Here is a 13,080-nt window from a genome sequence, read left to right as displayed (position 1 = left end):
GATCACCCCTTCACTGCGCCTGCGGCAATGCCGCGAACGAAAAGCCGTCCGGAGACGAAATAGACGATCAGCGGCACCAGGCCCGTGAGGATCGTCGCTGCCATGTTGACATTGTATTCCTTCACGCCCTGGACGGAATTGACGATGTTGTTGAGCTGCACGGTCATCGGATAGGTATCCGGCCGGGTGAAGACCACGCCGAACAGGAAGTCATTCCAGATGCCTGTGACCTGCAAGATCATGGCGACGACGAAGATCGGCAGCGACATCGGCATCATGATCTTGAGGAAGATCTGCCAGAAGCCCGCCCCGTCGACACGCGCCGCCTTGAACAGTTCCTCCGGCAGCGACACGAAGTAGTTGCGGAAGAGCAGTGTCAGGATCGGCATGCCGAAGATTGAATGCACGATGACGAGACCGGTCAGCGTGCCGTAGATGCCGATTTCACGCAGGATGATGACGATCGGATAGATCATCACCTGATAGGGAATGAAGGCCCCGATGATGAGGATCGAGAAGAATAGCTCGGAACCTTTGAACCGCCAGTTTGCCAGCGCATAGCCGTTCACCGAGGCGATCGCGATCGAGATGATCACCGACGGCACGGTGATGCGCACCGAATTCCAGAAACCGCGCGACAGGCCATCGCAGTTCAAGCCCGTGCAGGCCTCCGCCCAGGCCTTGACCCAGGGTTCGAAGGTGATCTCCATCGGCGGCGAGAAGATGTTGCCGAGACGAATTTCAGGCATACCCTTCAGTGACGTCACGACCATCACATAGAGCGGCAGCAGATAATAGAGCGCTGCAACTGTCAGCGTTCCATAGAGCATGATGTTGCGCGCTGACAGCGTCGGGCGCGGCTTCGGACCGCTCGGACCGTCGCCGAGCCTCTGTGAGACGGCGTCGAGGCCGGCAGCCGTGGTGTTGAGAGTTTCGATATCAGCCACGCTTGCGCCCTCCTCCGAACTCCAGATAGGCCCACGGAACGATGATGATCGCGACCGTGACCAGCATCATCGTCGATGCGGCGAAGCCCTGACCCAGATTCTGCGCCTGGAACATGTAATCGTAGACATATTTGGCTGGCACTTCCGATGAGATGCCGGGACCGCCCGAAGTCTGCGCCACCACGAGGTCGTAGACTTTGACGATGCCGGAGGCGATGATGACGATCGTCGTGATGAATACGGGCCGCATCATCGGAATGACGACGAGCAGGTAGGTCTTCCACATCGGGATGCCGTCGACGCGGGCCGCTTTCCAGATATCCTCGTCTATGCCGCGCAGGCCGGCAAGCATCAGACACATGACGAGGCCCGTTCCCTGCCAAAGCGCCGCAATCAGAATCCCGTAGATGACGATTTCGGGCGTATAGAGCGGATTGAAGGTGAAGCTTGTCCAGCCGAGCGATCGCACCACCGACTGGACGCCGAAGTCCGGGTTCAGAACCCACTGCCAGACGAGACCGGTCACGATGAAGGACAGCGCGAATGGGTAGAGAAAAATGGTGCGAAAAGTGTTTTCGAAACGGATCTTCTGATCCATGAGCGCGGCGAGCACAAATCCGATGACCAGGCTGAAGATCAGCGAGAGGACGCCGTAGAGCGCCAGATTTTCGATTGCAGTAACCCAGCGGGGTGCCGCCCAGAGACGGTGATACTGGTCAAAGCCGACGAAGCTCAACCGCGGGAGGAGCTTGGAATTGGTGAAGGAATAAAAGACCGTCCAGAACGTGCCGCCGACAAAGATCACCAGCGCTGTCAGGATCATCGGAATGGACGCAATCTTGGCGTTCAGATTGCGCAGTAACTTGTTTGGCCGGCCTGCTTGCGCTTGACCCGTCATGAAACCTCTCCTCAAATCGCAGCTGCGGCCGGTAGCGGCCGCTCTCACCCCCGCCCGCGGGATCCGCCGGAAGGGCCGGCAAGACCATCGAAACTTGCGGGAGGATCCGGCTCCGGGGAGCCGGATCGCACGGGCAGCGAACCTGCCGATCAGTCAGCCGAAGCGATGATCTCGGCGAAACGTTTCTGAGCGTCTTCCGGCGTCATCGACGGGTTGGCGAAGAATTCGGAGAAGAGATCTTCCTTCTGCTTCTGGCTGTCGGCCGAAAGCAGCTGGTCGGTGCCCTGAATCACGTTACCCTTCGCCAGGATGTCGAGGCCCTTCTTCATGCAGTCGTTGGCGGCGGCAAGATCGACGTCGCCGCGAACCGGCAGCGAGCCCTTCTTCAGGTTGAAGGCAACCTGGGTCTTGGGGTCGAGCAGGGTTTTGGCGAGCACGGCCTGTGCCTTGGACTTTTCCTCATCCTTCAACAGCGGGAAATAGAAGGCGTCACCACCCGTCGAGATGATTTCGTTGACGCCGAGACCCGGCAGGCAGGTATAGTCGGTGCCGGCCTTCTGACCGGCGAGCGCGAATTCGCCCTGCGCCCAGTCACCCATGATCTGACCGCCGGCCTTGCCCGTGATGACGAGGTTGGTCGCCTGGTTCCAATCCTGGACGTTACTGCCCTTGGACATGCGGCGGGCGTCGTCGGCAGCCTTGAAGACCTTGGCGATCTCGGGTCCGGCGGCGACCTCTGCATCCTTGTCCTTGAAGACCTTGTTGAACACGTCCTTGCCGGCGACCGCGACCATCAGCACGTCGAAGGCGCCTGTCGCCTGCCATGGCTGACCGCCGACAGCGAGCGGAATGATACCGGCCTTTTCGAGAGCCGGAGCGGCAGCGACGAATTCGTCCCAGTTCTTCGGAACCTCGACACCGGCCTTCTTGAATGCGGCGTTCGAAAGCCACAGCCACTGCCAGGAGTGGATGTTGACCGGAGCGCAGTAGATCTTGCCGTCGATCGTGCAGGAATCGAGCAGGCTCGACGGACGAATAATATCCTTCCAGTGCTCTGCGGTCGCGACATCGGTCAGGTCGCGCATCAGGCCAGCCTGAACCAGTTCCTCGGCCTGGCGGCCGTGGTTGAACTGGGTGGCGCCCATCGGGTCGCCGCCGGTGATGCGGCTGATCATGATCGGGCGCGCCGTGCCGCCGGAACCGGCGATAGCGCCGTCGACCCAGTGGTTGCCGGTGGCGTCGAATGCCTTTGCCAACTCGGCGACAGCAGCGGACTCGCCGCCAGACGTCCACCAATGGGTGACTTCGAGATCGGTGGCGCTGGCGCTGATCGGAAGCGCAGCGGAAGCGGCAAGCATGGCCGCCATCATACGAATTTTCATGAGTTCTCCTCCCTCACTGAAACGTTGCCGGAAAAACTTAGATCAATCGATTTCCCCACGCAACTGCCCGCCCGTAAATTTTTCTTTAAAGATCAGGATTACCACTTCTGACTGTTTCGGAAGACCGCCCCACACCCGGTGAATCGGCAGTCGGGCAGACTTTTCCGCAGGCGCTTCCTCAGATTATTACGGTGAAATTTAACGATAATTTTCAAATTGCAGTTTCGAACTCCGCATTACCTTTTTCGCACCTGCAGAAAAATCTCGTCGGAATAACCGATTCAACCTATGCGAATGATATTGCGACGCACACAAGAAAAACTGCTCGACATTTCTACTGTATCGTTACAGATTGACTTCTTCAGGGAGGCGCGATTTTGGCAGGCGGCGGGCTTACGGCGCCTGAAAAAGCCTCTATAAGCGAGACCAATTCGCGCAAGGCGGCCTACAGGGATGGAAAACAAGGGAAATTTCGGACAGGCGACATCGACGGCGGTGACGCGCGAGCGCCCGACGTTGAAGACGATCGCCTTCATGACGGGCCTCGGCGTGACGACGGTATCGCGTGCGCTGAAGGACGCGCCGGATATCGGTGCCGAAACCAAGGAGCGGGTGCGCATGGTCGCCCGCCAGCTCGGCTACCAGCCGAACCGGGCGGGTGTGCGCCTGCGCACCGGCAAGACAAACGTTATCGCCCTCGTCCTCAGCATCGATGAAGAGATCATGGGCTTCTCCAGCCAGATGGTCTTCGGCATATCCGAAGTGCTGTCCGGCACGCCTTATCATATCGTCGTGACACCGCATTCCCACAGCAAGGATCCGATGCTGCCAGTGCGCTATATCCTCGAGACTGGCTCGGCCGACGGCGTCATCATCTCGCGTATCGAGCCGGACGACCCGCGCGTGCGGCTCTTGTCCGAACGCGGCATGCCCTTTGCCACGCATGGGCGCACCGATGCAGGTCTCATCCACCCCTTCCACGATTTCGACAACGAGGCCTTCGCCCATCAGGCGGTGGAACGCCTCGTCAAACGAGGTCGGCGCCGCATCGCCCTGCTGCAGCCGCCAAGCAAGCTCACCTATTACACCCATATCCGCATCGGCTTCCAGACCGGCCTGCACGATTACGGCGCCGAAGAAGTGCCGCTGCGCGTCAATACCGACGCGCCGCTCGCCGATATCCGCGACATCATCGAAGTGATGATGCGCTCGGCCAACGCGCCTGACGGGATCGTCTGCTCGGCCGGCAGCGCCGCGATCGCCGTCAATGCCGGCATCGAGGCCGCCGGCAAGGCGCTCGGCCGCGATCTCGACATGGTCTCCAAGCAGTCGGTGCCGATCCTCAACTGGATCCGTCCCGAAATCATCACCGTCCAGGAAGACGTGCGCCAGGCCGGGCGCGAAATGGCCAAGGCCGTCATCGCCCGGATCGACGGCGTCGAACCCGAACTGCTCCAGAGCATCAGCCAGCCGATCTGGCCGGAGGGTGACAGATAGGGCAGTGGCGAGCGGGACGACAACTAGCGAAACAATGCCAACATCGAAAACATACATGATGTAACGCCCGCCCTATCCCTAAGCGCGGCATTCCCCAACATCCCTCATCCCGAAGGCGCGCAGGCCGAATGCCGAAGCCTCGAAGGGCACACCGCAGCGCTCCTCCTTCTATCAATGTTCCCGCCATGCCGAGCACCCGCCCCGTCCTTCGAGGCCCCTACGGGGCGCCTCAGAGTCTGTGAATCTTTTGGATTTTCGTCCGTTTTGCGAGAATTAGGTCATTGATTTAACTAGCTAAAAATCGCAAAATCATAGATTCACAGGCTCTCAGGATGAGGCTTTCTTGGGTGCCCGCGCAATAGCCGGACGGAACCGGCTGTTCCACGTCACCATTGAGGATATGCTATCATCCCGTCCTTATTTTAGTGGCCCGAAGAAAAACGAGCCCTACCCTCGGATTCGCAAGTGGGCATCGGCTCGAAAAAAGCCAAGATTGGCCGCCATCTCACGAAACGTACCGCGGAGATGTCGACAGGATGCAGCAGAGCAGCGTGCCTTATTTCAGCCAATGGGAAACGCCCGGCATGACGCTGCCGGTGCTTGCCGAGGGTTCGCAGGCGCTGCTCAGGGATCCGCTCTGGCGCCAGTCGGGAGCCGCGACCATCGAAGAATATGCGCGCTGGGCGGTGAATGTCTGCGGCATGGCCTGCCTGAAGATGATCCTGGCCGCGCGCGGCGAGATCCATCCTACTCTCGAGCTTGCCCGCGCCTGCACTAGATATGGCGGTTATGTCGTCAACGAGATCGATGCCTCGATCAAGGGGTTGATCTACGCCCCGTTCGTCCGTTTCGCCGCCGAGCGTTTCGGTCTCAGCGCCGAGGCAATGACCAACGTCGAAACTTCAGCCATCCCGGAACTTCTGTCGAAACGCCGGTTCTTCATAGCCTCGGTGCATTCGGCCATCCGCTGGCCGGAGCGCGAGCCGCCGGCAAAGGGCGGTCATCTCGTGCTGGTGACATCAGCCTTGCAGGAGACGATCCATTTCCACAATCCGTCCGGCCATGACGCGGCAAGCCAAGCCGATGTCACGCTGCCACTTGCCGTCTTCGATCGTTTCTTTGCCAATCGCGGCATATTGGTCGAGGCCTGATCTTTCCGACATCCCATCGCTTCGGAGGCTTTCATGACCCCTTCCCCCAATAGGCTGCGCATCGCCGTGCTCTTCGGCGGCCGTTCGGCCGAGCACGAAGTTTCGATCCTCTCGGCGACCAACGTCATGGCCGCGCTGGAGCCGGAGAAATATGATGCCCTTCCCATCTTCATCACCCGCGAGGGGCAATGGCTGCTGAGCAGCTTCGAGGACCGCCGGCTGGCGACACCCTCGTCAGGCACGGAAATCTGCCTCGTGCCGGGCGGCCACGGGCGCATGCTGGCGATGTCAGCCCATGGCGCGCCGCATGAATTGCCAAGGATCGACATCCTTTTTCCCGTGCTGCACGGCCCGCATGGCGAGGACGGATCGGTGCAGGGCGCAGCTGAAGTGGCGCGCGTGCCGCTCGCCGGCTGCGGCATCCTCGGTTCAGCCGCAGCCCTCGACAAGGATATCGCCAAGCGCCTGCTGCGGGCGGCGGGCCTGCCGGTGGCCCGCGCCGTGACGATCCATGAGGGTGCGGCCCCTTCACTCTCCGCACTCGAAGGCGAACTCGGCCTGCCGCTCTTCATCAAGCCGGCACGACAGGGATCGTCGGTCGGCGTCGCCAAGGTCCATGCCAGCCAGGAATTCGCCGCAGCGCTCGAGCAGGCCTTCCGTCATGACAGCGTCCTGCTTGCCGAGGAATTCGTCGCCGGCCGCGAGATCGAATTCAGCGTGCTGGAGGATAGCGACGGCAAGCTCTTCGTCTCCCGCCCGGGCGAGGTCGTACCCGCGGAAAGCCACGGCTTCTACAATTACAACGCCAAATATATCGATGAGAACGGCGCTGGCTTGGAAGTGCCGGCCGACCTGCCGGCGGAGATCGAGGCTGCCATGTGCGATATGGCTGCAAGAGCTTTCCGGGCCGTCGGCTGCGACGGCATGGCGCGCGTCGATTTCTTCCTGACATCGGACATGCGCTTCGTCATTAACGAGCTCAACACTATTCCCGGCTTTACCGATATCAGCATGTATTCCAAGGCAATGGCGGCAAGCGGCGTCAGCTATGCCGAGATCATCGACCGTCTCGTGGCACACGGCATGGCGCGCGCCAGCCGCGCGGCCTGAAGGCAGAGCGTTCAGCGCCGCCTAAAGATACACCACTGGAAAGACTGCCGGCCGCCGCCGGGGGTCGTGTGCTCTTCGCGCCAGTCGCGCTCCAGCATGAAGGCCGGCGAGAACTCCGCCTCCAGCGCGGCCGCGTCGTAACGCTGGACCGGCAAGCCGCTGCACCGTTCCGGCCCGTCCGGCGCGAAAGTCGCGAAGATCACGACGCTGCCCGGCGCCGTGCCGGCTTCGAGCGCATGGCGATAGGCAAGCCGCTGCTCCGGCGCGGTGAGAAAGTGAAAGACGGCGCGGTCGTGCCATACGTCGTAGTAGCGCCCGGATCTCCATACGGTGACATCGGCCACCAACCAGGTGACCTGCATGGCGTCGTCGCCCAGCCGCACCTTCGCGACGTCGAGTGCCGGTGCGGCGATATCGAGAACGGTAAGGTCTGACCACCCGCGTTCGATGAGACGATCGACGAGGCTCGACGCGCCGCCGCCGACATCGATCAGCGAAGCCGTAGCCGGCAGCTGCAGTGCATCAATCGCCTTGAGGGAAGGTTCCGGGGTCGGCTGATACCAACTGACGCTGTCGGCTGCCTTCGTGCGATAGACTTCGTCCCAGTGCTCACGTGTGCCGTTCGTCATCCTACATCCATTTTGGCAGCGTCCGATCCTGATCCATCAACATATAGGGATTGAGACGTCGTCCCCAACCGCCCCACACGCGCAACCATATGCGCGCTTCAGGAAGGAATGTGGCGGTAAACAAGATCGCTGGGCTCGTTCCGGGGCGCTATGGGATTGAGACGCGCCCCAGCCGCTCGGCAACGGCCACGGATGCCGCATTGCCGGGAGCGATATAGCTCACAAGCGACGGCAGCTTGAGTGTCTCAAAAGCCCAGCCGCGCAACGCAAAGGCTGCCTCGGTCGCATAGCCCCTGCCTTCATCCCCTCCATAAACGAACCATCCAGGTTCCTTTTCCGGAAAGAGTGGCCCGTGGTTGATCCCCACCTGGCCGATACATTCGCCGGTTTCAACGAGATCGATCATCAGCGCTCCGTGCCCAGCCGCCACAGAGCCACGTCGTGCAGAACATCCCCCATGCCGCGCGCGCGTCGAACGGGCCGCCCATTCCGGTGGACCGCGGCGAAGCCATCAGCCGCGCATAGGCGGCGAAGTCATCGATCTCAGGCATATGGAGCCTAAGGCGTGCGGTTCGGAGGGTGATCGCGCCCATTCCGGACATGTCATTGCCTTTCTGCTGAAGATCTAGTTTTCGAACGCCGGAGCGAACCGGAGCGTGCCGCTCGGCGCCGGCCCGCGAAGGACAATGCGCTGGACGAGCCGCTTGTCGAGATCATGATAGCTGAGTTTCCCGTCGCTGCTGAAACCAGCGCCGCGATAGACATCGGGATTGCCGATCAGCGCGCATCCGCTGGCGCCCATCTCCTCCAGCAAAGCGAGCCCCTTTGCAATCAGCGCCTTGCCGATGCCTTGCCGCTGTCTCCCCGGCTTGACTGATATCGGACCCAGTCCGAACCAGCCGCGATGCGCACCGTTGATCGCCACCGGCGAAAACGCGACATGCCCCAGGATCTCGCCTTTTTCCTCGAGGACCAGCGAGATCGTGAGATCGCCGCTCGCGCGAAGCCTCCGGATGATCTCCGCCTCAATACCTTCGCTGTAGGGCATGGCCGCAAAGGCGATCGACGTCAAATCGTGGATCGCATCGATATCTGCGGGCGTCTCATATCGGATTAGCATCCCTACAATCCTCAGGAGCAATGTTCCGCAGATGCTATGAAGGGAAAGTCGAAAATCAGCAAGTCATACTACCCCACCGGGAGCTGCGCTGCGGCGCCACGTCGGCCGGCGCAGCGCGCCATGCACCTAACGAAAAAGCCCGGCACGATGGTCGGGCTTCCTGATTGCTTCTACGCAAACCTCAGAAGGTCGCCGCACCGCTGCCCCAGGGACCGTGGTGGAAATCCTTGCCGTCCAGGCGGTCGAAGCCGTGGGCGCCGAAGAAGTCGCGCTGGGCTTGGATGAGGTTGGCGGTGCCCCGGCCCTGGCGGTAGGCGTCGAAATAGGTGAGCGCGGAGGTCAGCGCCGGCACCGGAAGGCCGGCGGCGAGAGCGGCGGTCACGACGCGGCGAAGCGCTGGGATCGATTCCTTGACCATGGACGAGAAGGCCGGCGTGACGATGAGGTTCGCCGCATCGGGCGCATCGGTAAAAGCCTTGGTGATCTCGTCGAGGAACTGTGAGCGGATGATGCATCCGGCGCGCCAGATCTTTGCAATCGTCGGCATCGGCAGCGACCAGTTGAACTCCTTGGAAGCTTCCGCCATTACAGCGAATCCCTGCGCATAGGCGCCGATCTTGGCGGCAAACAGCGCCAGTTCCAGATCCTTGTTGAGCTCGGGGCCGTAGGCGATCGGGAAGGAGACGGCCTGCGTGCCGAAGATCCTTTCGGCGGCTTCGCGCTGCGACTTCATTGAGGAGAGGCTACGAGCGGCGACCGCGGCTTCGATCGCCGTTGCCGGAATGCCCATGTTCTGCGCCTCGATCGCCGACCACTTGCCGGTGCCCTTCTGGCCTGCCTTGTCGAGGATCATGTCGACCATCGGCCCGCCGGAAACCGGATCGGTCGCCGCAAGCACCTTCTCGGAGATCTCGATCAGGTAGGAGTTCAGCCGGCCCTTGTTCCATTCGCCGAAGATGCCGGAGATTTCGGAGGCGCTCTTGCCGAGACCGTCGCGCAGGATGCCGTAGATTTCGGCGATCATCTGCATGTCGGCATATTCGATGCCGTTATGGATGGTCTTGACGAAATGGCCGGCGCCGTCATTGCCGAGCCAGGCGACGCAGGGCTCGTCATTGTAACGGGCGGCAATCGACGTCAGCACCTTCTCGACACGCTTCCAGGATTCTTCCGTGCCGCCGACCATGATCGACGGGCCGTGGCGCGCACCTTCTTCGCCGCCGGAAACCCCCATGCCGATGAAGGTCAGCTCCGTATCCTTGAGGCGGTCGAAGCGGGCGACGGTGTCGCGGAAATTGGCGTTGCCGGCATCGATCATGATGTCGCCCTTAGTGAGATGCGGGCGCAGCGCCTCCATCTGCTGATCGACGGCGTCGCCGGCCTTGATCATGATGATGATCGGACGCGGCGGCCGGATCGCATCGACGAACTCTTCGATGGTCTTGCAGGGAACGATCTGCTTCTTCAGATCGCCGGCGCTTTCATAGAATTCATCGGTTTTCTCGGGCGTGCGGTTGAAGACCGCGATTTTATTGCCTTTCTCCGCGATGTTGAGCGCCAGGTTGGAACCCATGACCGCAAGGCCGATCAGTCCGATTTCTGCCTTTTCCACGACAAACCTCCGATGTGTCATTTGGACCGGTGTTGTGGCACTGTCTCGCTCAAACGGCAAGTCTCGCGAGGGTCTAATCGGTTCGCAAAAGCCAACGAAATGCGGCTTTGATCGCCTGACTTGTCCGACAACCTCTCATCTGCGGCCGATCCGGAAGCCGCAAATTTTCGCGATCGCCCGTGCCGCCCTATCTCATGTTATCATGCGGACCTCGGGAGATATCGTTTGGTTTCGAAAAGACGAAAAGACATGGCGCTGCTTGCGGCCCGCGCCGGCCGCTACCGCGAATATGCGCCGCCGCCCGCCTTGTGGCGCCATTTCAGCCGCCTCTGGTCGCATACGCTGAACGATGGACCGCCGGCGAGGGTGGCGATCGTGCCGGATGGTTATTGTGATCTCCTCTGGATTAACGGAAGGCTTGAGGTCGCCGGGCCCGACAGGACGGCAGCCTTCCCTGTCATAAGGCCAGACGCGACCGTTATCGGCGCGCGCTTTGCTCCGGGCGCCGCAGCATCCTGGCTGAAGACGCCGCTCTCGGCGCTGGTCGGCCTCTCGGTGCCGCTTACCGACATCGGCCGGAAGGACACGAGCGACTTCGAGGCGCGGCTGCAAGATTGCCCGGAACCCGAGGCCGCCGCGACGCTGTTCGGCCGTCTGCTTGAAGAGGCCACGCGCGACGAGGAGGAGCCCGCCCGCGACGCCGCCATGATCTTCGCCGCCGCCGACAGCAACCGCCCGGTCTCCGGCCTGCCGGACCGGCTCGGCATAAGCGAAAGGCAGCTGCGCCGCCGCTGCCACCATCATTTCGGCTATGGCGCCAAGACTCTGGAACGCATCCGCCGGTTCCAACGTTTCCTCGACCTCTGCCGCAGGGCGGGTGCGACGCCACTAGCCGGCCTCGCGCTGGAAGCAGGCTTTGCCGACCAGGCCCATATGACCCGCGAGGTCCAAGAACTCTCGACGCTGACCCCCGCGATCATCCTCGACCAACTCGGCGGGCGGAAAAGGTCGGGCTGACCGTTTTGTTCAAGACACCGCCAGCCGGCCTTATTATTTCAGGGAAACCAAAATACAAGGACCTGCACCATGGCGACAATGCCTGCAAAAATCATCCACCAGTCGATCGAGCGCGACTGGCGGGATGTCTACGACTTCGCCGGCAAGCCGGAAAACATGCCGCTCTGGACCTCCGGGCTAGCCACCGGCTTCGAGCCCGACGGCGCGGACTGGATCGCCCACGGTCCCCTCGGCGTCATCAAGGTGAGCTTGGTTCCCGCCAATGAATTCGGCGTGATCGACCATACGGTGACGATCGAATCCGGACTCAGGGTTTATAATGCCCTGCGCATCGTCCCGAACGGCGATGGCTGCGAGGTCATGTTCACGCTGCTGCGCCTGCCCGGCATGACAGACGCGCAATTTGCCGCCGATGCCGCGCATATCGAGAAGGATCTCGTCATGCTGAAAGCCCTGATGGAGAGATAGATGGCTCAAAACTCCGAACACAACGATCGCCGCATCGATTATGTCGAATTCAACGTCTCCGACATCGCCGCCGCCAAAGCCTTTTACGGCTCGGCCTTCGGCTGGCGCTTCACCGATTACGGCCCGAATTACTGCGAATTTGATGATGGCCGGCTGAAGGGCGGCTTCACCGATTTCGGCCCCGTTCGGCCGGGCGGCCCGCTGGTCGTTGTCTACGCCAGGGATCTGGAAGAGGTGCTGACCTCGGTCGAACGCGCCGGCGGCACGATCTGCCGGCCGATCACCGATTTCCCCGGCGGCCGCCGCTTTCATTTCCTCGACCGCGACGGCTACGAGCTCGCCGTCTGGGCGACGGCGTAAGTTAGAGCAATTCCAGCAACAGTGTGCAGCGGTTTTGCGTCCGGAATTGCGTGAAAACCAAGCGATAGAACAATTCCGTGATTCGAAGAAAAACAGAATTGCTCTAGACTACCGATCCATCACGATCAGAGCGCCGATCACCGTCGCGCCCGCGTCGCGCAGCGGCGACATGCGACAGCGTATCTGCCGCGATGCGCCGCCGCCAGCCTGGCGCTCATAGGTGTAGTCGATCTCCTCGCCGGCAAAACACGCGTCCAGCCTGTGCTTGGCGCATTCGGCGAAGCGCTCCTCGCCGATGAATTCGGAAAGGTGACGCCCGATCAGTTCCATTGGCTTCCTGTCGAGATGGACGCTGTTGGCCGCGTTGGAATAGAGGTAGCGGTAGTCCCTGGTCAGCACCGCGACACGGCCCGGCAGGCTTTCGAGGATCGCCGCGTTGAGGAATTGGCCGTTGTCGGTGTCGGGCACATAGGCTGCCGGCGGCTCGATGCGCACATCCTGCGGCGAAGGCACCCGCCAGTCCGGCGCATGCGTGCCGAAATAGCAGTCGAGCAGATGGGAAAGCACCGCCGCATGTTCTCTGACGCTGGCGCTGTCGTCCGCGTCCCGAGCGACAAGATGGCTGACGAACTGTAGCTGCATATAGACCTCGAGCAGATTGGCCGCCCGGCAGGCCAGGATAGCCTCGACCAGCGGCTCGACGTGACGGTCGAGCAACATGACGCGTTGATCATCGCCCAGACGTATGGCTTCCTCTATTTGCGCGCAGCGCAAGGAAAAGGCTCGAAAAAGCTCCAGCAAGACGCCTCCCACTCCCATTGTCCCAAGTGGCGTGTCCAAATTGTGTGGCAGCACTTTCCCAAATGCGCCCTAAGGTGGCTGTTATTCG

General features: G+C 61.4%; 13 protein-coding genes and 1 pseudogene. 6 read left to right on the top strand and 8 right to left on the bottom strand.

Translation table 11 applies throughout. The features are described from left to right. Positions 1-2: 2 nt before the first annotated feature. The 3 genes from HJC00_RS14245 to HJC00_RS14235 all read right to left on the bottom strand — a co-directional run bounded on the left by HJC00_RS14245 (position 3) and on the right by HJC00_RS14235 (position 3,227). Positions 3-947 carry a carbohydrate ABC transporter permease gene (locus HJC00_RS14245; RefSeq protein WP_221145257.1) on the bottom strand — a complete coding sequence of 315 codons (945 nt, stop codon included), beginning with the start codon at positions 945-947 and terminating at the stop codon, positions 3-5. Further along, complete coding sequence (locus HJC00_RS14240; RefSeq protein WP_097599962.1) at positions 940-1,845, bottom strand: carbohydrate ABC transporter permease; 906 nt, start codon at positions 1,843-1,845, stop codon at positions 940-942. The genes HJC00_RS14245 and HJC00_RS14240 overlap by 8 nt, the downstream gene beginning before the upstream one ends. A 149-nt stretch (positions 1,846-1,994) precedes the next feature. Continuing rightward, positions 1,995-3,227: an ABC transporter substrate-binding protein gene (locus tag HJC00_RS14235; RefSeq protein ID WP_210630999.1), complete on the bottom strand. Its 1,233-nt coding sequence runs from the start codon at positions 3,225-3,227 to the stop codon at positions 1,995-1,997. Positions 3,228-3,680: 453 nt separating this feature from the next. Here HJC00_RS14235 and HJC00_RS14230 point away from each other — a divergent pair, with 453 nt between their 5' ends. The 3 genes from HJC00_RS14230 (at position 3,681) to HJC00_RS14220 (ending at position 6,985) form a co-directional block, all read left to right on the top strand. Further along, complete coding sequence (locus HJC00_RS14230; RefSeq protein ID WP_210630998.1) at positions 3,681-4,724, top strand: LacI family transcriptional regulator; 1,044 nt, start codon at positions 3,681-3,683, stop codon at positions 4,722-4,724. 536 nt (positions 4,725-5,260) lie between these two features. After that, the gene (locus HJC00_RS14225) at positions 5,261-5,875 is read left to right on the top strand and encodes a C39 family peptidase (protein ID WP_221164222.1); all 615 of its coding nucleotides are present in this window, start codon (positions 5,261-5,263) and stop codon (positions 5,873-5,875) included. Between the two features lie 33 nt (positions 5,876-5,908). After that, positions 5,909-6,985 (top strand): D-alanine--D-alanine ligase family protein, encoded by a 1,077-nt coding sequence (locus HJC00_RS14220; protein ID WP_221164221.1) that lies wholly within the window; start codon positions 5,909-5,911, stop codon positions 6,983-6,985. A gap of 11 nt (positions 6,986-6,996) precedes the next feature. Here the strand turns inward: HJC00_RS14220 and HJC00_RS14215 are convergent, their stop codons facing one another. The 4 genes and pseudogenes from HJC00_RS14215 to gndA form a co-directional block, all read right to left on the bottom strand. Beyond that, on the bottom strand, positions 6,997-7,614 hold the full coding sequence (locus tag HJC00_RS14215; RefSeq protein WP_221164220.1) for a trans-aconitate 2-methyltransferase: 618 nt from the start codon (positions 7,612-7,614) through the stop codon (positions 6,997-6,999). Between the two features lie 98 nt (positions 7,615-7,712). Then, positions 7,713-8,216: pseudogene (locus HJC00_RS14210) on the bottom strand (GNAT family N-acetyltransferase). 23 nt (positions 8,217-8,239) lie between these two features. Beyond that, the gene (locus HJC00_RS14205; protein WP_210630994.1) at positions 8,240-8,734 is read right to left on the bottom strand and encodes a GNAT family N-acetyltransferase; all 495 of its coding nucleotides are present in this window, start codon (positions 8,732-8,734) and stop codon (positions 8,240-8,242) included. A gap of 181 nt (positions 8,735-8,915) precedes the next feature. Further along, positions 8,916-10,367, bottom strand: coding sequence for an NADP-dependent phosphogluconate dehydrogenase (gndA, locus tag HJC00_RS14200; RefSeq protein ID WP_221164219.1), 1,452 nt, complete (start codon positions 10,365-10,367; stop codon positions 8,916-8,918). Between the two features lie 204 nt (positions 10,368-10,571). Between gndA and HJC00_RS14195 the strand changes: the two genes are divergently transcribed. From HJC00_RS14195 to HJC00_RS14185, 3 genes are all read left to right on the top strand, one after another. After that, entirely contained in the window at positions 10,572-11,363 is a 792-nt protein-coding gene (locus tag HJC00_RS14195; protein WP_210630992.1) for a helix-turn-helix domain-containing protein, read from the top strand. A gap of 69 nt (positions 11,364-11,432) precedes the next feature. Next, positions 11,433-11,831 carry an SRPBCC family protein gene (locus HJC00_RS14190; protein ID WP_221164218.1) on the top strand — a complete coding sequence of 133 codons (399 nt, stop codon included), beginning with the start codon at positions 11,433-11,435 and terminating at the stop codon, positions 11,829-11,831. Next, positions 11,832-12,191 (top strand): VOC family protein, encoded by a 360-nt coding sequence (locus tag HJC00_RS14185; protein WP_210630990.1) that lies wholly within the window; start codon positions 11,832-11,834, stop codon positions 12,189-12,191. Between the two features lie 108 nt (positions 12,192-12,299). Here HJC00_RS14185 and HJC00_RS14180 read toward each other — a convergent pair whose 3' ends face one another. Then, the gene (locus HJC00_RS14180; protein ID WP_210630989.1) at positions 12,300-12,992 is read right to left on the bottom strand and encodes a PAS domain-containing protein; all 693 of its coding nucleotides are present in this window, start codon (positions 12,990-12,992) and stop codon (positions 12,300-12,302) included. Between the last annotated feature and the right edge of the window lie 88 nt (positions 12,993-13,080).

The sequence above is a fragment of the Rhizobium sp. NLR22b genome (assembly GCF_019685295.1).
Lineage (GTDB): Bacteria > Pseudomonadota > Alphaproteobacteria > Rhizobiales > Rhizobiaceae > Rhizobium.
This window is presented reverse-complemented; position numbering and strand designations above follow the sequence as displayed.